The organism is Streptomyces justiciae (assembly GCF_015163075.1).
GTDB lineage: Bacteria > Actinomycetota > Actinomycetes > Streptomycetales > Streptomycetaceae > Streptomyces > Streptomyces justiciae.
In genome coordinates, this window is record NZ_JADDXU010000006.1 from 344,153 (window position 1) to 365,357 (window position 21,205).

Sequence of the window (21,205 nt, forward strand, 5' to 3'; positions counted from 1 at the left end):
CTGGCTCAGGCCAACCCGGCCACCAGGCGGAACGCCGAGTCCTGGCGGTACAGGTCGTTGTACTGGTAGGGGTCCAGTTTTAGTTGGAAGTTCTGGTGGCGGAGGAAGCGGCCGGGGTAGTTGACCGATTCCAGCATGATCGCGCCGGGGACGGAGGAGGCGTGGGGGCAGAAGGTTGCGTCCTGGTGGAACAGGGGGGAGCCGTCGTTGCGGTTCGCGACCAGGATGAAGTTGCGGTGGCGGAGGTACTGGCCGTCGGCGGTGGCGAAGGAGTAACAGGAGCTGTCGGACAGGCCCTTGACCAGTTTGAAGGTGGAGTCCTCGCGGGACTCCGAGCCGCCTACGGGGTCGAGTTTCACGTAGCCGCCGCTCACGTGCCAGTAGCGGTCGGGGTAGTTGACCGAGCGGACGGAGCGCCAGGTGGTCGTCGGCCTCGGGGCCGATGAACTCGGGTGCGAGGACGGGGGCTTGGTCGTGGGGTGCGCGGCCGGGGACGGGGAGGCGGAGCCCTGTTGGCGCGGGGTCGAGGTCGTGGCCTCGTCGGTGGTGAGGCCGCTCTTCCCCTTCGGTGGCGTCACCTCCGGCTGGGACGGCGTGCCGAACGAGATCAGGCCGGGCAGCGTCCCGGTGCCCGAGGGCGACGGCTGTGACAGGGTCTCAGGTCCCTTGTCCGTCCAGGCTATCGCCGTCACGCAGGCGACGATCGTGGCCACCGCCAGCGCGCCCGCGAGATAGAGACGCCGGGTCCCGGGCGGCCGGGACGTGTCGGGGGCCCACCCGTTCTCCCAGGGCTGGGGAGGACGGGACTGGTTTTCTGGCATGCGCGGTTCCTCCGGCGGAGCCCATGGCAAGGCCGCGGCTGTGATGGGGGGTATGTGAATGGTGAAGCAAACGGCACAGTAGTGGAACCGCTTCCTTCGCAGCAGCCCTTTCAGCGAGCGGTTTCCATATCGTTCTCCACGGATCGTTCACATCGCCTTCGCGGCCGCTTCCACATCCCTTTCTCAGCGCCCTCCCAGGCCCGCCTCATCCCCGCTCGGCAGCGTGGCGAGCGTGGCTACCTCAGTACCTTCCGCTCCTTTCACACCGGCCGGCGTACGCCCCGTCTTCGTGCTCGGCTGCCCCCGCTCCGGGACCACCCTGTTGCAACTCATGCTGCACGCGCACCCCCGCATCGCCCTGCCCCCGGAGACCCGCTTCGTGCTGCCCGCCTACGAGAAGCGACTCCGCTTCGGCGACCTCCGGGACGCCGGCAACCGTGCCGGGCTCGCCCAGTGGATCACCGGACGGAAGGAGACCCGCTTCCACGAACTCGGCCTGGACGCGCAGACGGTGGCCGAGCGGATCGCGGACGGGCCGCCCACCCTGGGCTCCGCGCTGGGCATCACGCTCAAGGCGTACGCCGAGCGCCACGGCAAGGTCCGCTGGGGCGACAAGCGGCCCGCCTACGCCCTACATGTCGAGGAGATCCTGCGCCTCTTCCCCGACGCCCAGTTCGTGCACCTCGTCCGCGACGGTCGCGACTGCGTCGCCTCCCTGCTGGGCATGCCCTGGTGGCACCGCGGCTTCCACGAGGCCGTCGCCACCTGGGCCCAGGTCATGGACACCACCCGCAGACACGCCCGGCGCCTCGGCCCCGACAGCTGGCACGAACTCCGCTTCGAGGACCTGGTCGCCGACCCCGAGCCGCAACTGCGCCGACTCTGCGGCTACTTGGGCGAGGAGTACGACCCCCGCATGGCCGAGCCGCGCCGCCTCGCGAGCAAGGCCGTCCCCGCCCGCAAGACCTGGCACAGCCGCACCCACGGCGCACTCGACACCTCCCGCGCGGGCAGCTGGCAGCAGCGCCTGACGCCCGATCAGATATGGCTGTGCGAGGCGGCGTTGGGCGAACGTCTGCTCCGCAACGGCTACGAACTCAGCGGAGCCGTCCCGCCCGACCCCGCCGAACTGTTCCGCTACCGCAGGGTCTCCGCCCTGCGCCGCGCCGCCCACGCCAAGCGGCGCCTGCTCGACCGCGTGGCACGGGTGCGCGAACCGGGCCCCGTCTCGGCGGCCCGTCCGGTCACCACCTCGGAGTTCAGAGTGTGACGCGGGAGACGTACGTCCCCTGCCGTTGTGTACGCTCGTACGCACCATGTGTACACTCGTACACATGGGATATGTACTGCTGGCCGGGGCCATCGCGGCCGAGGTGGGCGCGACGACCGCGATGAAGTACAGCGAGGGGTTCAGCCGACTGCTGCCCTCGCTGCTCACCGTGCTCGGCTACGTGGTCTCGTTCGCGCTGCTCGCGCAGACCCTGCGGACGGTCGCGGTCGGCACCGCGTACGCGATCTGGGCCGGTGTCGGTACCGCCTCCATCGCCGCCATCGGGATGGTGTTCCTGGGGGAGGGGATGACGGCCGCCAAGGCCGCCGGGATCGCGCTGATCATCGTCGGGGTGGTCGTGCTGAACCTGGGTGGTGCGCACTGATGGCCCGGCGCTACGATCCCGAGCGCCGGCAGCGGATCATCGACGCGGCGATCCGGGTCGTCGGCGAGAAGGGGCTGGCCGGGCTGAGTCATCGCACGGTCGCCGCGGAGGCCGATGTGCCGCTCGGTTCGACGACGTACCACTTCAAGACCCTCGACGAGCTGATGGTCGCGGCCCTGCGGCAGGCGAACGAGGGCTTCGCGAAGGTGATCGCGGCGCGCGGCGGCCTCGAGGACCCGCGCGCCGACCTGGCCGCGGAGCTCGCCGGCTGGATAGGGGAGTGGCTCGCCGGTGACCGTACCGGTGTGGAGCTGGAGTACGAGCTCTACCTCGCCGCCCTGCGCCGCCCCGCCCTGCGCCCGGTCGCCGCCGAGTGGACCGAGCGGCTCGTCGACCTGGTGGCCCGGCACACCGATCCGGTCACGGCGCGGGCGCTGGTCGCGTTGATGGACGGGATCTGCCTTCAGGTGCTGCTGACGGACGGGGTGTACGACGAGGCGTATGCGCGGGAGGTGCTGGCGCGGATCATTCCGCCCCGCTCAGGCGCCTGACCGTCGCCAGCGCCGCCGCCACGCTCCCGGCGATGTCCGTCACCGGATACTGCACGTCCCGCACCACCCGCTCCCGGTCGATCACGAGCGTGAGCCGCTTGAGCCTGCTCACGCCCGCCGCACGGAACGTCGGCAGGCGCAGCGCGGCGATGAGGGACAGGTCGGCGTCGGAGAGGAGACGGAAACCCAGGTTCTCCTTCTCCGCGAACGCCCTTTGTTCGTCCGGGCGTTGGGTGGAGACGCCGTGGACCGTGGCGCCCGCCGCGGTGAAGTCGGGGCGGCGGTCGCGGTAAGTGCAGGACTCCAGGGTGCAGCCCGGGGTGCCGGGGATGTCCGACCAGCCGGGCGGATAGGAGTCGGCGCGGGCGTAGGCGCCCGGGAAGCCGTACAGGACGGTGAACGGGGTGCCGTCCGCGACCGGATCGCGCAACTCGCCGTGGTCGTCGAGGAGTTGGAGCTCAGGGAGGCGGGTGCCGACGAGCTCGTGGACCCGCCGGGCCTCCGTCGAGGCCTCGGTCGCGGTGGCCGTCGTACCGCCGTCGCCGAGGACCCAGGCGTCGCCCCAGTCCTGGAGGGCGACGAGGACGGGCAGCAGGGCGTGGCCGCGGGGCGTGAGCCGGTACTCGTACCGGACGGGCCGCTCCTGGTAGGGCACCCGGGTGAGGACGTCGGCGTCCACGAGGAGATGCAGACGCTCGGTCAACACCTTTCTGGACATGCCCAGTTCGCGTTGGAGCTCGTCGAAGCGGTGCACTCCGCGGGCGGTGTCGCGGACGATCAGCAGGGTCCACCAGTCGCCCACGACGTCCAGGGCCTGTGCGATGGCACAGGTGGAGTCCTCCAGGCTCGTCCTGCGGGCCATGGCGTCCCGTCCCTTCGATCGTCGGAGTCCTGCGCGGCGGTGTGGCTGCGGCCTTTTGTCGCTGCGGTCTTTTCGCTGCGTTGACCCGAGGCTGTCATGTTGACATAGTCGGTTCCCAAAAGGAACTTACTAGGGGGGCGCGGTGCGAGCGCTGCGAGAGGTGCCGCGGGCGGTCTGGCTGTTGGCCTGCGGGACGTTCGTGAACATGGTCGTGAGTGTCGGGTTCGCGTTCGTGTTCCTGTACGCGACCGGTCCGCGGGAGCTGGGGGCGGGGGCGGCCGGGGTGCTCGTCGGGGTCGGAGGTGCGGGGCTCGTCGCGGGGAACTTCACCGGGGGCTGGTACGGGGACCGGTTCGGGCATCGGCGGGTGCTGTTGTGCGCGGCCGTGGTGTCGGGGGTGCTGCTGGGGGCGGTGCCGTTGTTGTCGACGCCGGTGCTGTACGTGGCGCTGCCGTTGGCGCAGTACGCGTCCGGGGTGCAGCGGGCCGCGCAGGCGGCGTTGGTCGCGGTCATCGTGCCGGAGGGGGTGCGGCGGCAGGCGTTCGCGGTGGTGCGGGCGGCTGCTAACGGGGGGTTCACGGTGGGGCCGGTGCTGGGGGCGCTGGTCGCGACGAGGTTCTCGTACGACTGGCTGTATGTGGGGGAGGGGGTGGGGAGTGTGGGGTTGGCGTGGTGGACGGGGCGGGTGGTGTCGGTGGGGCGGGGTGTGACGCGGCGGCGCGGCCGGAGTGGGCAGGGTGGGCAGGGTGGGGAGGGTGGGGGTGTTTGGGGGGCGTTGCGGGCGCGGCCGGCTGTGCTGGTGTTGCTGCCGGCGATCGTGGTCATCGACGTCGTCTACCGGCAGCAGTACTCGACGTTTCCTGTCTTCCTCGCGGATCACGGGATGGACGCGCGGGTGTACGGGACGTTGCTCGCCGTCAACGGGGGGATTCTGCTGTGTCTGGAGGTGCCGGTCGCGGTGGTGCTGCGGAAGCGGTCGCCGTTGCGGGTGGTCGGGGTGGGGCTGGTGTTGGTGGGGGCGGGGTACGGGGTGTTGTTGGTGGGGGCCGGGGTGGGTGCCGCGGTCGTGATGATGGCGCTGCTGACCTTGGGGGAGGCGCTGTACAAGACGACGGCTACGGCTTATGTAGCTGATCAGGCGCCGGACCAGATGGTGGGGCGGTTTCAGTCGTTGTACGCCGGGGCGTCGATCAGTGGGGTGGTGTTGGCTGCGCCGTTGGGTGGGGGGATGTATGCCGTGGCTCCGGGGGTGGTGTGGCCGGTTTGTGCGGGGTTGGGGGTGGGGGCTGGGGTGGCGGTGCTTCTGACCGACGTGTTTCCTCGCCCCCGCCGCCCCTACCCGTTCCCATCCCCAGGGGCTGCCGCCCCTTCGACCCCGCCACACCTGGGGGCTCCGCCCCCAGACCCCCGCCGGCCCTGAAAGGGCCTTGTCCTCAAACGCCGGACGGGCTGAGGGGTGGGGGGCGGTGTTGAGGGGTGCTGCGTCGTCCTTGAATGGCGGGCGGGCTGAGGGGTGTGGGGTGGTGTTGAGGGGTGTTGGCTCGTTCTCGAACGCCGGACGGGCTGGATGGGTGTGCGGATGCGGGTGCGTTGTGGCTGGTCGCGCAGTTCCCCGCGCCCCTGGCCCGCGGGGCGTTACCCGCAGCTGCGTACGGCGCGCCCTTGGCCTGGGGCTTACCCGCAGCCGCGTACGGCGCTCGCCTGGCCCGGAGCTTGCCCGTAGCCGTGGATGGCACGCCCTTGGCCCGGGGTCTACCCGCAGTCGCGTACGGCGGTGAGGGGACGTGTCGGGGGGTGTCCGCCCGCAGCGGTTGGCGCGTCAACACGGGTGCCCCTTATGAAGGACCGATTCCGCGCCGTTCCGAGGACGGACACCCCCCGGCGCGGCCCCGACCCACGACGAAACCCTCGGGCGGCCCGTCACCCGAGACGCGACCCCACCCACGACGGAACCCCGTGTGGCCCGTCACCTGAGACGCGACCCTGGCCCACGCGGCCCGCCACCTGAGACGCGCCCCCCGCTGGTTAGCCTCTGTGGGCCCCCGGCGGTTAGGTTGCCCTCATGACCGACACGAACGTTTCCCGTACCACCGGCGCTGTCGCCGCCGGGCTTGCCACCATCGCCGCCGATGGCACTGTTCTCGACACCTGGTTCCCCGCGCCCGAGCTGACGGAGGAGGCCGGGCCCTCCGGTACCGCGCGGCTGTCCGCCGAGCAGGCCGTCGAGGCGCTCGGTGCCGGTGCCGCCAAGGCGGTCGGGACGGATGCGCGGCGTGGGGTCGAAGTCGTCGCGGTTCGTACGGTCATCTCCTCGCTCGACGCCAAGCCCATCGACGCCCACGACGTCTACCTGCGCCTCCACCTCCTCAGCCACCGGCTCGTCAAGCCGCACGGCCAGAGCCTCGAGGGCATGTTCGGCTTCCTCGCCAACGTCGCCTGGACCTCCCTCGGCCCCGTCGCCGTCGACGACGTCGAGAAGGTGCGGCTCAACGCCCGCGCCGAGGGGCTCCATCTTCAGGTCACGTCCGTCGACAAGTTCCCGCGCATGACCGACTACGTCGCCCCCAAGGGCGTCCGCATCGCCGACGCCGACCGCGTCCGCCTCGGCGCGCACCTCGCCGAGGGCACCACCGTCATGCACGAGGGCTTCGTCAACTTCAACGCCGGCACCCTCGGCACCTCCATGGTCGAGGGCCGTATCTCCGCCGGCGTCGTCGTCGGCGACGGTTCCGACATCGGTGGCGGCGCCTCCACCATGGGCACCCTCTCCGGCGGCGGCAGCGTCATCATCTCCATCGGCGAGCGCTGCCTCGTCGGCGCCGAGGCCGGCGTCGGCATCGCGCTCGGCGACGAGTGCGTGGTCGAGGCCGGGCTGTACGTCACCGCCGGCACCCGCGTCACCATGCCCGACGGTCAGATCGTCAAGGCCCGCGAGCTCTCCGGCGCCTCCAACATCCTCTTCCGCCGCAACTCGGTCACCGGCACGGTCGAGGCCCGCCCGAACAACGCGGTGTGGGGCGGTCTGAACGAGATCCTGCACAGCCACAACTGATCAGCCGGCGCCACACCCACGCCCTCCCGGTGGGCCCCCTCCGGGAGGGCGGCTCGCTCCCTGCTCACTCCGCATTCATCCGCACCGCCCGCATCCCCAGCCGCCGCGCCAGCCACATCGTGTGCTCCCTGCTGATCGCCTGCTCCGCCGAGACGACGTAGCGCGACCAGTCCGCCTCGGTCGTGACGTTCTCGCCGGTCATGCGGACGAAGCCGAGTTCCGTGGCCGTGAGGGAGTAGGCGGAGGCGAGGTTGTCGTACTGCTTGACCTCCAGCCACGCCCCCGCCGCGGCGACGGCGGCGGCCACCACGCCGCCCGCGTCGACGTCCGCGATGTCCAGCAGGCTGACGGTGCTGGCGGCCACGCCGAGGACCTCGAAGACGATCAGGATGGTCCGCCATCTGCCGGAGTTCCGTTTGTTGAACCTGGCCTTGTTCTCGTACCAGGACTCCTGGTCCGCCACCCGCAGCCGCAGATAGGCGGACTTCCGGCCCGCGAAGTCCAGGGCCCTGACCTCCCGCATCCGGTCGGTGACCTGGACCTGGCCGAACGTGAGGCCGGGGAGGTTCGCCTCGGTCGTCAGGTCGTGGATGCGGGTCAGCATCACCTCGCGGGCGTCGTCGTCCCCGAGGGACGGCGGGAACGGCTCCGCGCCCGCCATGTAGCGCCACGCCAGTGTCTTCACGGACTCGGCGAGCGCCCGGCCGTTGTACCAGCGTTCCTCGGGTTTGTCCCGGAGCAGATGGACCTCGGTGAGCAGGGCGGCGATGAAGGCGGTCAGGGCGAGGGCCGCCGCCGTCTTCTCCACCGCGCCGTGCCGGTCGACGGCGGCCGCGATGCCGCCGAACAGGGCTGCGGCCAAAGCGAGTTGAAGGCGGCCACGGGTCCACTTGAGGTAATCCCGCTGCCCCTCCCCGGATATCGCGTCCGCCGACTCGAACACCCCGGGAAGATCGGCCCCTTCGGGAGGACCGGGAGGACTCTGAGGCAGCATCAAGTGGTTCCCGCTCTGTGCCGGATGCGCGATCAGCTCAGCGTAGCGTTCCGCAACATCGCGAAGTCCCGCTCGCGCAGGCCGATTCGGGGGTCGACGTGGTGCAGCAGGGCGGGGCCGGGGTGGTGCTCGGCGACGAACGCCTCGTCCGCCGGGCTCTGTTCGTCGTCCACCCAGGCGAAGGGCCGGCCCTCGGCGTACGCCACGATCGCCTCCGTCTTCCAGTGCACCCCGTCCGGGCGGTGGGCGAGGAGACGGTCGCCGAAGTCGACGTAGGGCAGCTCGGGGAGGCCGACGACCGGGGCGATCCAGCGGTTGGCCGCGTCCATCCACGTCGTCGCCCAGCACAGGTCGTAGGGGAGCGTGAGGAGGGCCGGGCCGTGGGACGGGTTGAGCCACACGCGCAGCGGGCGGCCCGGGTGCAGGGCCACCCGGATCGTCGTGTAACCCTCGGGTCGGCGCTCCGGCTGCGCCGCGTACGGGTTCAGGGGGCCGTCGACGTCGAGGAAGAGCAGAGGGCGGCTCACCGGATCACCGTACGGCAGGGAGGGGAGAGCGGTCGCTGAAATTCCCGTGCGCGGCAGGCATAGCGGGACGCGGCCGCGCGCGTCACAAGGGGCGGAGGGGACGGACACCGGGTCCGTTCCGGGGACGGGCCCCGGGGAACCGCCCCGGGGAAGAGAAGGTGACGATGGATGCCGAGGCGCAGGACAGTTTCCGGGAGTTCGTGGAGCACCGGTCGTCCGCGCTGCTGAAGACGGCCGTGCTGCTCAGCGGCGGCGACCGGCACACCGCCGAGGACCTGCTGCAGAACGCGCTGATCAAGGCGGCCGGCCGCTGGCACCGCATCGACGAGCCCGAGGCGTACGTACGGCAGATCCTCTACCGGCAGCAGATCAGCCGCTGGCGGCTGAAGTGGCCCAGACGCGAGCTCAGCGTCGCCGAGCCGCCGGAGGGCCGTACCGCGGGCGACGACTCGTCGGCCGCCGAGGTGCGCCTGGTGATGCGGGGCGCGCTCGCCCGGCTCACCGCCCGGCAGCGCACCGTGCTCGTGCTGCGCTACTTCGAGGACCTCCCGGAGGCGGACGTGGCCCGCATCCTGGGCTGCTCGGTGGGCACCGTACGGTCCACCACCCACCGCTCGCTCGCCCGACTGCGCACCCTCGCCCCCGAACTGGCCGCTCTGAACGCCCCGAGCCGGCCGTCCCGTGACTACGCACCCGTGGAGGTACGACCGTGAACGTCGAGGAACTCGTACGGGACTCCCTGCGGGACCTGGCCGGTGAGCAGGAGCCGGCGGCGCCGGGGTTCGCCGACCGGGTGCTGGCGGTGCGCCGCCGGCGTCGTACCCGCAGGTTCGCCTCCGTAGCGGCGGCCACCGCGGCCGTGGTCGCCGTCTCGGTGGCGGTGCCGCAGCTGGTCTCCGGCGGCCGGGACGACGTACGCCCGAGCGAGGTGACCGGGGGACAGTCGCTGCCGGTGACGGCGATCTCGGCCGGGCGGACCGTGGTCGCCGCCTACTACACGACGAAGACCAGGAAGAGCGGCAAGGGCGAGGGGGTCGCCGAACGGACCTACCGGCTCCTCGACCCCAGCACCGGGCGGTACAAGAAGGACACCCGATGGTCCTACGTCGCCGTCGCGCCGGGCGCCAAGACCGCCGCCGTCCTCGAACGGACCCTGCCCGCTTCCCGGGTCGGGCTGCTCGACCTCACGACGGGGAAGGTCAGGAAGTGGTACGAGATCAGGATGGGGATCGGCGGGCTGTCGTTCTCCCGCGACGGGACCAAGCTGGTCGTCACGACGTACGACGAGAACCCGGACCGGATGTTCGAGGTCAAGAACGCCGACGGCGGCGTGAACGGCTGGATGGCGGGCCGGCCCACGTCCCGCAACGGATACATGATCCTCGACGTGGAGGACGGCAACGGAGCCTGGTGGCAGATCAAGTCCGGCCGTGACGTCCCGAGCCGCGCGGACTTCGCCTTCACCGGCGACGACAAGGCGGTGTACGCGCGGATCGTCGGTGGCCAGGACGGCATGGAGGAGTTCTACGACCTCTCCGGCAAGAAGATCACCGCGCCCGCGAAGGAGAAGTACCTGCGCTGGGACGTCCCGGCCCGGATCTCCCCGAACGGTGAGCTGGCCGCCCTCGGTCTGACCAAAGAGGTCAACATGGGCAAGAAGCTCCCCGGCAAGTCCTACTCCTCGATCCGGAACCCTCTCACCGGCAAGGAGATCACCAAGGTCCGCGGCGGTCAGCTCCTCGCCTGGGTCGACGACCACCGCCTCATCGCCTGGGAGCGCACCACGCCCCTCAAGAACGCCGGCTACAAGGACCGCCTCGTCCTCGTCACGATCGGCAGCGACAAGATCGTCCCCCTGAGCGGCGAGCGCGATCCGGACGACGGTCCCCAACGCCTGGCATGGGAGCCGGTGTTCGCGGAGCGCTGACTCAGCCGAGCTCCCGGTACGCCGCCAGCAGCCCGTCGACCGCCTCCCGGCCGGCGGGCAGCAGCGGTGCGCGGACCGGGCCCGCGGGCAGGCCCAGCTCGTTCAGCAGGGCCTTCGCCGTGACCGTGCCGGGCAGGCCCGCCGACATCATCAACTCGATGAGAGGAGTGGCCTGTTGCTGGAGACGGGCCGCCTTCGCCGTGTCGCCCGCGTCGAACGCGTCCAGGACAGCGCGGAGTTGGGCCGGGGCGACGTTCGCCACCGTACTGATGTACCCCGCCCCGCCCACCGCGTACAGGGCGAGGTTGTGCTCGTCGCAGCCCGCGTAGTACGCCAACTCCGTGCGGGCGATGACCTTCTGGGCGCCGAGGAAGTCGTAGGAGCAGTCCTTGACCGCGACGATCCTCGGGTGCTCGGCGAGCCGGATCAGGGTGTCGGGCTCGATACGGGTACCGGTGCGGCCGGGGATGTCGTAGAGGGCGATCGGCAGGCCCGAGGAGTCCGCGACCTGACGGAAGTGCGCCTCCAACGCGTCCTGCGGGGGCTTGCTGTAGTACGGGCTGACCAGCAACACCCCGTCCGCGCCCGCCTTTTCGGCCTCCAGGGCGAGTTCGACGGTGTGCCGGGTGTCGAAGGTGCCGATGCCGCTGAGGATCGACGCCCCGCTGCCGACCGCCTCCCGGACCGCCCGGACGAGGTCCGCCTTCTCGGCGTCCGACGTGGTCGGCGACTCGCCCGTGGTGCCGGACAGGACCAGGCCGTCGCAGCCCTCCGCCACCAGCTTCTCGGCGAGCCGCTGCGCCCCGGCCAGATCGAGGGCACCGCCCTCGGTGAAGGGCGTGATCATCGCGCAGAGGGCGCGGCCGAAGAGCGGGGCGGGGGAGCCGGAGTACGTCATGGGAGTAGTCTCGGCACAGTCATCGTGAAGCTCCACTTAATTCTTCTACGATGTATTGGTAAGCAATGCTGAGAAATGGGGTCCGGGGCAGGCCCTATGTCCAAATCGGCCCCTCATGGGTCACCATGGCCAGGACGGTCATCGACCCCTGGTCATGGGAGGCGTCATGAAGCTCGGCAAGGCACTCGCCACCGGAGTCGCGGAAGAGCGGGACCGCGTGGAGGAACCCGCGCTGGAACTCCCCGAGGAGATCGAGGAACTGAAGGCGCCCGAAGAGGTACCGGCCGCCCGATGAGGCTCCGGCTTCCGGAGGAACGCCCGACGGAGCCGCCGACCGGATACAAGATCGCCCACCCGGTGCTGTCCCACGACGGCACCCGGGCCGGGTTCACCGGGGTGTCGCTGGGCGGCGCGCTGCCGTACGGGGTCCTGGCCGACGCGTCCTGCGTCTACGGCCTGCGGCACCGGGCACCGCACCGCCGCTGCGACTGCGGCTTCCACTGCGTCCACGACCGTACGACCGCCGAGGCGCTGCTCTGCACCGCCGAGCACCGCACGGCCGTCCTGCTGGAGGTCTCCGTCCTCGGCCGCTACCTCCGCTTCGAACTCGGCTACCGCTACGCCCGCCAGCGCGTCCGCACCGCGACCGTCGGCCCCTGCGCCTGCGGTACGACCGCCTCCGCTCTCGCCGACGCCGGCTGGGGCCGACCCGGCTGGCGCGGCCTCGCCCCGTCCTGTGCGGCCTGCCTTCGGGGTCGTACGTCCGTCTCGCTCGCCTCCTTCGCACGGCTGGCGGGGGAGGGGCTGCGGGTGGTGGCGGGCAGCGGGAGCACGGCACCGGCGGACCTCGGCGTCTCCGAACTCGCCGCGGAGGCCGCCCTGTTGCAGGCACGCCTCGACTGGTTCCAGACCCAGCTCGCGAGGCTGGGGGAACGGGGCCCTGAGGCGGGTTCACAGGGGTAGCGGGGGCGGGTCCGGGTACTCGGACGGTCCGAACCGAGAGGAGGCGGACACCGTGACCCAGACCCAGGAGCCCCGGCAAGCCCAGCACTCCGTGGGCGAACTCGTCGGCCAGGCCACCGAGCAGCTCTCCCAGCTCGTACGGCAGGAAGTGGCCCTCGCCAAGGAGGAGCTCGCCGAGAAGGGGCGGCGGGCCGGGCGCGGCGGCGGAATGATCGGCGCCGCCGGCGCGGTCGCCTACGCCGGCCTGCTCGCCCTCGCCGCCACGGCCGCCGCCGCCCTCTCGCTGACGCTGCCCGTCTGGGCCGCGGCGCTCATCGTGACGGCCGTGCTGTTCCTGGCCGCCGCCCTGCTGGCCGCACGCGGCCGCGCCCAGCTCCGCCGCGCCGCACCCCCCACGCCCGAGGAGGCCTTCGGCAGCGTCAGGGCCGATGTCGAGGAGATCAGGGAAAGGGCGCATCGATGACGGACAGGACGACGCCGGGTGTGGGCGGCGGGGCCAAGGGCCCCGAGGAGCTGCGCGAGCAGATCGAGCGGACCCGCAGCCAACTCGGCGACACAGTGGAGGAGTTGGCAGGAAAGATGGACGTGAAGGGCCGAGCGCGGGCTCGGGCGGCCGACCTGAGGGACAAGGCGGGCGCGATGACCGTGCAGCTGCGCAGCACCGCGGCGCAGGCCGGCCACACGGCCCACGACAGGGCCACGCACGCCGGCCACACCATGCACGACCGGGCGACCCAAGCCGGTCACGCCATGCACGACAAGGCCATGCAGGCGAGCCACAAGGTCCAGGACCGGACGACCAGGACCGGTCATCAGGTGCAGGGCAGGGCCGCGAAGACCGGGCACGACCTGCAACACCGCGTCGAACACAGCGTTCCGCAGCCCGCCCGGCCCGTCGTCCGGGCGGCGATCCGGCATCCGCGGCCCGCGCTCGTCATCAGCGCGGCCCTCGCCGCGGTGGTCGTGGTGTCGTGGCGGTACCCCAAGAGGTGACTTGACCTGAATCGCGGTTGAGGTTGGAGGGTCGTCGGTACACGCATCCGGCATTCGAGCAGCGGAGACCGACATGACCCGTCGTACCGGCGACCACCCCGACCTGACCGACCCGCGCGTCGGAGCGCCCTTCTTCAGCACCTGGCGCGTCGGCACCCCCGAACGGCAGCGCCTGACGGTGGAGGCGATCGCGCGGACCTGGGAACGCCGGGACTGGCCCGCCGCCGGTCTGCTCGGCTACCACGTCTACGCCGGGCACGACGGCTCCACCCTGCTCCATCACTCCCAGTGGACGAGCGAGTCGGCGTACGAGGCGTTCGTGAAGACCCACCGGCAGGAGCGCGTCGACGAGGTCGACACCGCCGTACCGGGCATCGAACGCGTCGGGCTCGATCGCTTCCGCCGCTATCGCAGCGGCACCCGGGAGGGCGACACACGGGTGCCGGGGTGCATCGTGATCGTCGACGTCGAGTTCGAGGGCCCCGACCCGGAGCGGCAGCGGGCCTGGGTCGACGCCGTCTTCGAGGCGCTGGAGAGTGAGCCGGACCCGCGCCCCGGCGGCATCGGCGCCCACTTCCACCTCAGCACCGACGGCACTCGCGTCCTCAACTACGCCGAGTGGGAGACCGCCCAGGCCCACATCGACGCCCTGGCCGCCCCCGGCGACGGCGTCGGCTCGGCGACCGAGCTGTGGAAGCGGGTCCAGAACTTCCCCGGCCTGAAGAGCAGCACGGTCAGCCGGTACGAGCACGTGCTCGGGCTGCTGCCCCGCTGACGCAGGCAGGCCCGGCCGAACTCCCTGTTCGACCGGGCCTGTTGACGTGCCGTGCCGTTACGGCTTGAAGCGCAGGACCTGCGGGTCGTGGTCGCTGATCTGGTCGTTGAACTCCGAGTTGACGTGCACGCTGTCGTACTCGAAGTCACAGCCGCGCCGGATCGACGGCGAGACCAGGATCTGGTCCAGGACCTGGGCGTTGCCCTGGTAGACGTACGAGTAACGCTCGCTCTTCGGCAGCGACTTGATCGCCGACCACAGGGCGCCGTCGGTCTCCAGGATCTTGGCGGTGTCGGAGAACTCGAAGTCGTTGATGTCGCCGAGCGCGATGACGTCCGCGTTCTTCTGGGTGTCGAGGACGTCCTTGACGAACGCGTTGACCAGGGTGGCCTGCTGGTGGCGCTGGACCTCGGAGCTGCGCGGCACCGGCTGGGTCGCCGAGGTCAGACCGTAGTCGCCGCCCTTGGAGTTGAAGTGGTTGGCGATCACGAAGACCGTCCGGCCGCGGAAGACGAACTCGCCGACCAGCGGCTTGCGGCTGGACGCCCAGGCCTCGTTCGTCGGGTCGATACGGCCGGGCGAGACCGTCAGGGCCGCCTTGCCGTGCTCCCTCGTCACACCGACGGCCGTGGTGGCGTCGCCGCCCGCGCGGTCGGTGAAGGAGACCCGCTCCGGGTTGAACAGGAACACCTGGCGGATGTTGCCGCCCGGCTCACCGCCGTCCGTGCCGTTCGTCGGGTCGATGGAGCGCCAGTCGTACGTCGGGCCGCCCGCGGCCGCGATCGCGTCGATCAGCTTCTGCACCGTCTGGTCGGCGGCGACCGTACCGTCGTTCGTCGCGCCGTTGTTGTCCTGGATCTCCTCCAGGGACACGATGTCGGGCGACTGGAGGTTGTTCACGATCGCGGCGGCGTGCGCGGCGAAGGTGTCGTCGGACGGGTCGAGGTTCTCGACGTTGTACGTCGCGACCGCGAGCTCGCCGCGCTTCTGCTTCTGCGTCGTCTCCCGCTCGGTGCCGCCGCTCTTCAGCGTGCCGATCGTGTTGGCGACGAGGGTGTAGCCGCCGTACTGGTTGTAGTCCAGCGGGCCGGTGGTGGCGCCCTCCAGGACGTCGCCGACGTTCGCCTTCGGGAAGGCGGCGGTCGAGCCGAGCGACTGGATCTGGAGACGGCCGGTGTTCTGGGAGTCGTAGGAGCCGTAGACCGTGCCGCCGCGGCGGTTGGCGTTCTCGTGCGGCTTCACCGTCACCCACAGCTCGGTGTACGGGTCGCTGGCGCCGACCACACGGGTGTCGGCGACCTGGACGTTCTCGCCCTCCAGGGACTCGTAGTAGTCCAGGGCGTACTTCGACGGCTCCAGGGTCAGGCCGTTGATGGAGTTGTTCGCGGCGGTGTCACCGGCCGGGGCGTAGGCCGCCGGGACCGACTTGGCGTCGACGACCACGGCGGCCGGGACGGCGTTGCCGCTGGAGACGACCGTGGTGGTCGGCTTGGTGATCTCGGTGATCGACTGGTTGCCGGAGGAGGTGCCGCCGGGGACGTACTCCGAGACCGTGCCGGACACCGTGACGAGGTCGCCGACGGCGACGCCCTTCGGCGTGGAGCTGGTGAAGACGAAGACGCCCTCACTGGTGGCGGGGTTGTCGTCCGCGTTCGGGTCCTGGATCCAGAAACCCTTGGACGAGCCGTACGTACGGATGCCGGTGACGACGCCGGACACGTCCGCGACCTTCTGGCCGGCGTACGGGGATATCCGGGTCGTGCCCTGGATGTCATGGATGCGCACGGAGTCCGCGTGCGCGGGGGAGATCAGGACGACCGTGGAAGCGGCGGAGCACACGGCGGCGACGGTGAGCGCGGCGAGGCGCGCGGAAGACTTGCTCGGCAACGGGATCCCTCCGGGGACGTTCTTGAGCGCCGGGACGAGGGTGGAGCGTGGAACGGTGGGAGCCGCGACCGGTGGGGCGGAGGCGACGCGCGTAGAAAATAGCGTGCACGGATGTCAGGGCGGTGAACAGGTGTGCAGTGAGTTTCTACGCGCGTAATCTCCTGCGTGATCAGGTCAGTTGTCAAGGTTTCGGCCATGTACGGGACCTGACGGGGAGATGAACCGGGCGGCATGGGGCCAAATCCGTCTAGGCTGAGCGGCTGAGTGGTAAGACGCGATGTTCGCGATGTGCGCGATGTCTAGGAGAAGCAGCCGATGTCAGACAGCTCCCCCCTGCCGCCGGTGCGGCTGCACCCCGAAGCGGAGCTGGCGCGGGACGCGCTGTCCACGCCGTTGCTCTCCCGGGCCGCCCGGCTCGCCCGCTGGGCCTCTCCCGAGACCCGCGTCGACGCCGGCGGCGGACTGGTCGAGGACCAGCTCCCCGCCGCCGCCGAGTACCTCGGCCTGACCGGGGACGACGCCGCGGCCTGGGCGAGCGAGGCCTGGCGGGTCGCGATCGACACCGGGCTCGTCGAGATCACCGACGAGGAGGAGGGCACCGTCGCGGCCGGCGAGGACCTCGCCCTGCTCACCGGCGGCTCCCCGCAGGACGTGCTCGGGGTGTGGCTCGGCGCGCTGGACACGGTCGTCGCCGACGCGAGCGTGCCCGACCTTGACGATCTGATGGAGGCCATGAACCTCGAAGAAGGAGCCGGCGAGATCGATCTCTCCTCCCTCGACTGGGACCCGGAGGCCGAGGCCGAGTTCCTCGACGGCGTGCTCGGCAACCTCTATCTGCTGACCGCCAACGAGGACGGTCCCGGTGACCGGCCGGTGCCGCTCCCCGCGCTCGCCGCGTCCATGATCGTGCCCAACGACATGGGGGAGCCCACCAACGACGTCCTCGAGCAGGTCTCCGACGCGATGATGCGCCTCGACGACCAGTTCCGGGTCCTGGAGCCGATCGGGCTCGTCGAGTACCAGCCCGTCGACGAGGCGCTCATGGCCGACGCCGACGAGGAGCCCGCCGCGCCGGTCGACGACACCGACGTCTCCCGCTACGGCATGGTGCGGCTCACCCCGCTCGGGTTGTACGGGCTCCGGGCGCGCTTGCTGGAGGCCGGGTTCGCGGCGCCCGCCGTCGGGGACCTCGTCGACAAGGGTGCGGACGCCCTGCTCGACGGCACCGCCCACTTCCCGCCCGGGGCCGCGCAGGCCGAGACCGAGCAGTGGCTCGACCGGCGTGAACCCCTCGACGCCGCCCGGGAGTTGCTGGCCGCCAGCCGGGGCGGCGACGGAGGCGCGCCGCTGCGCCGACTGCGCTGCCAGCAGGCACTCTCCCTCGTCGGCCCGGAGGCCGAACCCGCGCTGCGGGCGGTCCTCGACGACCCGGAGCTCGGCGGACTGGCCCGCGTCTGGCTGACCGAGCGCGGCGCCGCCGACGTACCGCCGCCGTCGGAGGCGATGATCTTCTGGCTGACCGTCGACACCGTCGCCGCGCAGCTCGCCGCCGAAGGCAACTCCGAGGAGTTGCAGGGGCTCGTGGAGGGCCTCGCCCAGCAGCACAGCGGGTTCTTCGCCGCCGCGTGGCGGGTGGGCCACCCGGCCACCGCGGACGTGCTGGAGGCGATGGGGCGGCTGCACCCGGACAAGAAGATCGCGAAGGAAGCGCGCAAGGCGGCCTTCAAGGCCCGCTCGCAGCAAGGCGGTTGAGTCGGGGCGGTGCCGTGAGGCGGTCGGTCCGGCCGCGGTGTGCCAACGGATTCATGGAAGCGAACCTGCGGACGTCGTCCCGTGTTCAACCCCCGTTCAGGCGTGGGCGGGACGGTGACGCCGACCCGAGGTCCGCCACCTCCCACGGCACACCCACCGCCACACAGGAGACACCATGTCGCTCACCCGCAGGGACTTCGCCAGAAACTCCGCGATCACCGGTGCCGGTGTCGCGCTGGCCGGCAGCGTCGGCGCCCTCGCCACCGCGCCGCAAGCCCTCGCGTCCACCGACATCGACGCCGAGAGCGGGGCGGACGCTCGCGGCGGAGTCGGCTACGGCCCCCTGATCCCCGACCCCGACGGCATCCTCGCGCTGCCCGCCGGGTTCAAGTACCGCGTCATCACCTACAGCGGCAAGACGAAGCTGGAGTCGGGCGAGATCACCCCGTCCAACCACGACGGCACGGCCACCTTCGACGGCCCCCGCGGCACCACCCTCCTCGTCAACAACCACGAGCTGAAGGGCCCGCGCGCCAACTGGAAGTACCCCGTCCCGCTCACCGAGGGCCTGGTCTACGACCCCGCCGCGGCCGGCGGCTGCACCGTCGTCGAGGTCCGCCCCGACGGACACGTCGCCGAGTGGGTCGGCATCGCCGGCACCTCCACCAACTGCGCGGGCGGGCGCACCCCTTGGGGCACCTGGCTCACCTGCGAGGAGAACTCCGACAAGGCCGGCGTCAACGGCATGACCAAGGACCACGGCTACGTCTTCGAGGTCGACCCCTCCGACCGGCGCGCCAACCGCGACCCCAAGCCGCTGAAGTTCTTCGGCCGTTACGACCACGAGGCCGTCGTCATCGACCCCAAGCGCGGCCACGCCTACCTCACCGAGGACGCCGCCTCGCCCAACGGCCTGCTCTTCCGCTGGACCCCGCCGCAGGGCTTCGCGTACGGCCGCGGCAAGTTCCGCGCCCTCGCCGACGACGCCGGCTCCCTCCAGGCCTTCAAGTGCTTCGACTCCGGCGGCCAGTTCGTCGACGACCTCTCCCGCGCCACGAAGATCGGCACCGTCTACGGCGTCGACTGGGTCGACGTCCCCGACCGCGACGCCAAGACCGTCGCCGTCCGCAAGCAGTTCACCGACGGCCAGGTCACCCGCGCCCGCAAGCTGGAGGGCATGTGGTGGGGCGACGGCGGCGCCTACATCGTCTCCTCCTACGCCCGCGCGGAGAGCCCCGTCCAGCACGACGGCCAGGTCTGGTTCTACGACCCCAAGCGCCGCACCCTCACCCTGAAGGTCCTCCTCGGCGTCAACCCCGACCCCTCCGTCGACGGCGCCTTCGACGGCCCCGACAACATCACCGTCTCCCCGTACGGCGGCCTCGTCATCGCCGAGGACGGCGAGGGCGTCCAGCACCTCTTCGGCGCCACGGACAGCGGCCGCACCTACCCCATCGCCCGCAACGAACTCAACATCGGCACCGAAGAGGAGCCCGAGTACAGCGAGTTCACCGGCGTCACCTTCTCCTGCGACGGAAAGATCCTGTTCGCCAACATCCAGACGCCGGGCATCATGCTCGCCATCACCGGCCCCTGGAAGCGCCAGAAGCGGTAAAGGCCACACGGTAATTAATTCGTTCGACCCGCCTGAGTTGCGCCTCCTACAGTGAGATCACGACAACGCACCTCCCGGTGCGAAGGTTGCGGCTACTTCTTCCAAAGAATCCGATGCCGCCACCGACTTGATCTCGGGAGGCGCAGCTCATGGTGGGTGCCCGGTGCGCAGGCCACGGCTACTTCTCCGGATCAGAAGGTTGCGGGTTCGAATCCCGTCATCGACTCAGGGTCGATGTAGCTCAATGGATAGAGCATCTGACTTAGTTCCGTGGCCGACTTCTGATCTCGGGCACCCTCCTTCTGCCGCGCCTCCCTCCGAAACCTTCCATGAATTCGGGGGAATTCACCATGGCGCGATTCAACACCAAGGCCGCGCGGGCGCAGCCCACTTCGCGCGTCACCTCCACGGGCCGTATTCTGCGTACCTTCCAGGGCGGCCGAGGCCGTGAGCGGGACGCGCGCTCCGAGCTCTTTCTGCTCGCCGTCGCCAACTTCGTTTCCCAGCAGACCTTCTACGAGACCGGCGGCGACCGCGACGACCGGTTCGCGACGCTCGTGCGGGAGCTCGCCGTCACCGACCCGGAGTGGACCGCCGGGCTGCTCGGCTGGCTGCGCGGCGAGGGCAACCTGCGTACCGCCTCCGTCGTCGGCGCCGCCGAGTACGTGAAGGCGCGCCTCGACGCGGGCGCCACCGGCGGCCCCTCCAACCGGCAGGTCGTCGACTCCGTGCTCCGGCGTCCGGACGAGCCCGGCGAGCTGCTCGCGTACTGGACGGCGACGTACGGCCGCAACGTGCCCAAGCCCGTCAAGCGCGGCGTCGCCGACGCCGTACGACGTCTCTACAGCGGAAAGTCCCTGCTGAAGTACGACACCGCGGCCAAGGGCTACCGCTTCGGCGACATCCTCAACCTGGTGCACGCGTCGCCCGACCCGGACAAGCCGTGGCAGGGCGAGCTGTTCCGGTACGCGCTCGACCGCCGGCACAACCCGGACACGGCCGTGCCGCCCGCGTCGAACCGGACGCTGGTCGCGCACCGCGAGCTGATGGCGCTGCCGGTCGCGGAGCGGCGGGCGGTCGTCACCTCCGCGGGCGGCGCCGAGCGGCTCGCCGCGGCCGGGATGACCTGGGAGGCGCTGGCCGGGTGGCTCCAGGGGCCGATGGACAAGGCAGCCTGGGAGGCGGTCATTCCGTCCATGGGCGCGATGGCGCTCGTACGGAATCTCCGCAACTTCGACCAGGCCGGCGTCTCCGACGAGGTCGCGGCCCAGGTCGCGGCCCGGATCAGTGACCCGGCGGAGGTCGCGCGGTCGCGGCAGTTCCCCTTCCGCTACCTCGCCGCGTACCAGCACGCGCCGTCGCTGCGCTGGGCGTACCCGCTGGAGCAGGCGCTCGGCCACTCGCTGGCCAACGTGCCCGCGCTGCCCGGCCGGACGCTCGTCCTCGTCGACCGCTCGGGCTCGATGTGGCGTCCGCTGTCCGACCGTTCGCAGCTCAACCGGGCGGACGCGGCGGCGATCTTCGGCACGGCGCTCGCGCTGCGCGCCGAGAACGCGGACCTGGTGCAGTTCGGCACCACCAGCGCCGAAGTGCGGTTCCGCAAGGGCGAGTCGGTGCTGAAGATCCTGGAGCGCTTCGGCAACCTGGGCGGCACCGACACCACGGGCGCGGTCCGCCGGCACTACCGCAAGCACGACCGGGTGCTGGTCGTCACCGACGAGCAGTACGCGTACAGCCACTACGGCGACCCGACCGAGCAGGTCCCCGCCGACGTGCCGGTCTACACCTGGAACCTCGCCGGCTACCGGGCGGGCCACGGCCCGTCGGGCAAGGCGAACCGGCACACCTTCGGGGGGCTCTCGGACGCGGCGTTCCGGATGGTGCCGTTGCTGGAGAGCGCTCGCGACGCCGACTGGCCGTGGGCGGCCTGAGG

The 21,205-nt window shown here is 71.2% G+C and carries 21 protein-coding genes; 15 read left to right on the plus strand and 6 right to left on the minus strand.

The genetic code is table 11. From position 1 onward, the window contains the following. Window positions 1-5: 5 nt before the first annotated feature. A complete protein-coding gene (locus IQ210_RS19440) occupies window positions 6-821 on the minus strand; it encodes an AbfB domain-containing protein (protein ID WP_194080301.1) in 816 nt (271 codons plus the stop codon). 232 nt (window positions 822-1,053) lie between these two features. Here IQ210_RS19440 and IQ210_RS19445 point away from each other — a divergent pair, with 232 nt between their 5' ends. The 3 genes from IQ210_RS19445 (at window position 1,054) to IQ210_RS19455 (ending at window position 3,027) form a co-directional block, all read left to right on the plus strand. Continuing rightward, window positions 1,054-2,091 carry a sulfotransferase family protein gene (locus tag IQ210_RS19445; protein WP_194080302.1) on the plus strand — a complete coding sequence of 346 codons (1,038 nt, stop codon included), beginning with the start codon at window positions 1,054-1,056 and terminating at the stop codon, window positions 2,089-2,091. 64 nt (window positions 2,092-2,155) lie between these two features. Continuing rightward, a complete protein-coding gene (locus tag IQ210_RS19450; RefSeq protein ID WP_194080303.1) occupies window positions 2,156-2,476 on the plus strand; it encodes a DMT family transporter in 321 nt (106 codons plus the stop codon). Continuing rightward, window positions 2,476-3,027 (plus strand): TetR/AcrR family transcriptional regulator, encoded by a 552-nt coding sequence (locus IQ210_RS19455; protein WP_194080304.1) that lies wholly within the window; start codon window positions 2,476-2,478, stop codon window positions 3,025-3,027. Before IQ210_RS19450 ends, IQ210_RS19455 begins: the two co-directional genes overlap by 1 nt. On the opposite strand, the gene IQ210_RS19460 is transcribed toward IQ210_RS19455, so the two are convergent. After that, window positions 3,002-3,889, minus strand: a complete 888-nt coding sequence (locus tag IQ210_RS19460; RefSeq protein WP_194080305.1) for a winged helix-turn-helix transcriptional regulator — start codon at window positions 3,887-3,889, stop codon at window positions 3,002-3,004. The two genes, IQ210_RS19455 and IQ210_RS19460, sit on opposite strands and share 26 nt — an antisense overlap. Window positions 3,890-4,031: 142 nt before the next feature. On the opposite strand from IQ210_RS19460, the gene IQ210_RS19465 reads away from it, so the two are divergent. After that, a complete protein-coding gene (locus IQ210_RS19465) occupies window positions 4,032-5,309 on the plus strand; it encodes an MFS transporter (RefSeq protein WP_194080306.1) in 1,278 nt (425 codons plus the stop codon). Between the two features lie 642 nt (window positions 5,310-5,951). Next, on the plus strand, window positions 5,952-6,941 hold the full coding sequence (gene dapD, locus IQ210_RS19470) for a 2,3,4,5-tetrahydropyridine-2,6-dicarboxylate N-succinyltransferase (protein WP_194080307.1): 990 nt from the start codon (window positions 5,952-5,954) through the stop codon (window positions 6,939-6,941). A 64-nt stretch (window positions 6,942-7,005) separates the two neighbouring features. Here the strand turns inward: dapD and IQ210_RS19475 are convergent, their stop codons facing one another. Together IQ210_RS19475 and IQ210_RS19480 are read right to left on the minus strand one after the other, a co-directional pair. Next, window positions 7,006-7,884, minus strand: a complete 879-nt coding sequence (locus tag IQ210_RS19475; RefSeq protein WP_194080308.1) for a DUF4231 domain-containing protein — start codon at window positions 7,882-7,884, stop codon at window positions 7,006-7,008. Window positions 7,885-7,967: 83 nt separating this feature from the next. Continuing rightward, entirely contained in the window at window positions 7,968-8,462 is a 495-nt protein-coding gene (locus IQ210_RS19480; protein WP_194080309.1) for a hypothetical protein, read from the minus strand. A 164-nt stretch (window positions 8,463-8,626) separates the two neighbouring features. On the opposite strand from IQ210_RS19480, the gene IQ210_RS19485 reads away from it, so the two are divergent. Then, entirely contained in the window at window positions 8,627-9,175 is a 549-nt protein-coding gene (locus tag IQ210_RS19485) for a SigE family RNA polymerase sigma factor (RefSeq protein ID WP_194080466.1), read from the plus strand. Further along, the gene (locus IQ210_RS19490; protein WP_194080310.1) at window positions 9,172-10,389 is read left to right on the plus strand and encodes a WD40 repeat domain-containing protein; all 1,218 of its coding nucleotides are present in this window, start codon (window positions 9,172-9,174) and stop codon (window positions 10,387-10,389) included. The genes IQ210_RS19485 and IQ210_RS19490 overlap by 4 nt, the downstream gene beginning before the upstream one ends. Window position 10,390: 1 nt before the next feature. On the opposite strand, the gene dapA is transcribed toward IQ210_RS19490, so the two are convergent. Further along, a complete protein-coding gene (dapA, locus tag IQ210_RS19495) occupies window positions 10,391-11,287 on the minus strand; it encodes a 4-hydroxy-tetrahydrodipicolinate synthase (protein ID WP_194080311.1) in 897 nt (298 codons plus the stop codon). Window positions 11,288-11,453: 166 nt separating this feature from the next. Between dapA and IQ210_RS47915 the strand changes: the two genes are divergently transcribed. The 5 genes from IQ210_RS47915 (at window position 11,454) to IQ210_RS19515 (ending at window position 14,018) form a co-directional block, all read left to right on the plus strand. Next, a complete protein-coding gene (locus IQ210_RS47915) occupies window positions 11,454-11,582 on the plus strand; it encodes a hypothetical protein (protein WP_256783600.1) in 129 nt (42 codons plus the stop codon). Then, a complete protein-coding gene (locus IQ210_RS19500; RefSeq protein WP_194080312.1) occupies window positions 11,579-12,250 on the plus strand; it encodes a hypothetical protein in 672 nt (223 codons plus the stop codon). The genes IQ210_RS47915 and IQ210_RS19500 overlap by 4 nt, the downstream gene beginning before the upstream one ends. A 52-nt stretch (window positions 12,251-12,302) precedes the next feature. Beyond that, entirely contained in the window at window positions 12,303-12,713 is a 411-nt protein-coding gene (locus IQ210_RS19505) for a phage holin family protein (RefSeq protein WP_194080313.1), read from the plus strand. Continuing rightward, window positions 12,710-13,243 (plus strand): DUF3618 domain-containing protein, encoded by a 534-nt coding sequence (locus IQ210_RS19510; RefSeq protein WP_194080314.1) that lies wholly within the window; start codon window positions 12,710-12,712, stop codon window positions 13,241-13,243. The genes IQ210_RS19505 and IQ210_RS19510 overlap by 4 nt, the downstream gene beginning before the upstream one ends. Window positions 13,244-13,316: 73 nt before the next feature. After that, window positions 13,317-14,018 (plus strand): antibiotic biosynthesis monooxygenase, encoded by a 702-nt coding sequence (locus IQ210_RS19515; RefSeq protein ID WP_194080315.1) that lies wholly within the window; start codon window positions 13,317-13,319, stop codon window positions 14,016-14,018. Window positions 14,019-14,075: 57 nt separating this feature from the next. On the opposite strand, the gene IQ210_RS19520 is transcribed toward IQ210_RS19515, so the two are convergent. Further along, window positions 14,076-15,905, minus strand: coding sequence for an endonuclease/exonuclease/phosphatase family protein (locus tag IQ210_RS19520; protein ID WP_194080316.1), 1,830 nt, complete (start codon window positions 15,903-15,905; stop codon window positions 14,076-14,078). A gap of 315 nt (window positions 15,906-16,220) precedes the next feature. Between IQ210_RS19520 and IQ210_RS19525 the strand changes: the two genes are divergently transcribed. From IQ210_RS19525 to IQ210_RS19535, 3 genes are all read left to right on the plus strand, one after another. Beyond that, window positions 16,221-17,657 carry a hypothetical protein gene (locus IQ210_RS19525; RefSeq protein WP_194080317.1) on the plus strand — a complete coding sequence of 479 codons (1,437 nt, stop codon included), beginning with the start codon at window positions 16,221-16,223 and terminating at the stop codon, window positions 17,655-17,657. A 175-nt stretch (window positions 17,658-17,832) separates the two neighbouring features. Beyond that, window positions 17,833-19,272: an alkaline phosphatase PhoX gene (locus IQ210_RS19530; protein ID WP_194080318.1), complete on the plus strand. Its 1,440-nt coding sequence runs from the start codon at window positions 17,833-17,835 to the stop codon at window positions 19,270-19,272. Window positions 19,273-19,622: 350 nt separating this feature from the next. After that, the gene (locus tag IQ210_RS19535) at window positions 19,623-21,203 is read left to right on the plus strand and encodes a TROVE domain-containing protein (RefSeq protein ID WP_194080319.1); all 1,581 of its coding nucleotides are present in this window, start codon (window positions 19,623-19,625) and stop codon (window positions 21,201-21,203) included. Window positions 21,204-21,205: the final 2 nt, after the last annotated feature.

Bases quoted from the DNA above. Each gene is read 5' to 3' on its own strand.
- IQ210_RS19440 (WP_194080301.1), bottom strand. From the start codon at position 821: ATGCCAGAAAACCAGTCCCGTCCTCCCCAGCCCTGGGAGAACGGGTGG.
- IQ210_RS19450 (WP_194080303.1), top strand. From the start codon at position 2,156: ATGGGATATGTACTGCTGGCCGGGGCCATCGCGGCCGAGGTGGGCGCG.
- IQ210_RS19455 (WP_194080304.1), top strand. From the start codon at position 2,476: ATGGCCCGGCGCTACGATCCCGAGCGCCGGCAGCGGATCATCGACGCG.
- IQ210_RS19460 (WP_194080305.1), bottom strand. From the start codon at position 3,889: ATGGCCCGCAGGACGAGCCTGGAGGACTCCACCTGTGCCATCGCACAG.
- dapD (WP_194080307.1), top strand. From the start codon at position 5,952: ATGACCGACACGAACGTTTCCCGTACCACCGGCGCTGTCGCCGCCGGG.
- IQ210_RS19485 (WP_194080466.1), top strand. From the start codon at position 8,627: ATGGATGCCGAGGCGCAGGACAGTTTCCGGGAGTTCGTGGAGCACCGG.
- dapA (WP_194080311.1), bottom strand. From the start codon at position 11,287: ATGACGTACTCCGGCTCCCCCGCCCCGCTCTTCGGCCGCGCCCTCTGC.
- IQ210_RS47915 (WP_256783600.1), top strand. From the start codon at position 11,454: ATGAAGCTCGGCAAGGCACTCGCCACCGGAGTCGCGGAAGAGCGGGAC.
- IQ210_RS19500 (WP_194080312.1), top strand. From the start codon at position 11,579: ATGAGGCTCCGGCTTCCGGAGGAACGCCCGACGGAGCCGCCGACCGGA.
- IQ210_RS19510 (WP_194080314.1), top strand. From the start codon at position 12,710: ATGACGGACAGGACGACGCCGGGTGTGGGCGGCGGGGCCAAGGGCCCC.
- IQ210_RS19515 (WP_194080315.1), top strand. From the start codon at position 13,317: ATGACCCGTCGTACCGGCGACCACCCCGACCTGACCGACCCGCGCGTC.
- IQ210_RS19525 (WP_194080317.1), top strand. From the start codon at position 16,221: ATGTCAGACAGCTCCCCCCTGCCGCCGGTGCGGCTGCACCCCGAAGCG.
- IQ210_RS19530 (WP_194080318.1), top strand. From the start codon at position 17,833: ATGTCGCTCACCCGCAGGGACTTCGCCAGAAACTCCGCGATCACCGGT.
- IQ210_RS19535 (WP_194080319.1), top strand. From the start codon at position 19,623: ATGGCGCGATTCAACACCAAGGCCGCGCGGGCGCAGCCCACTTCGCGC.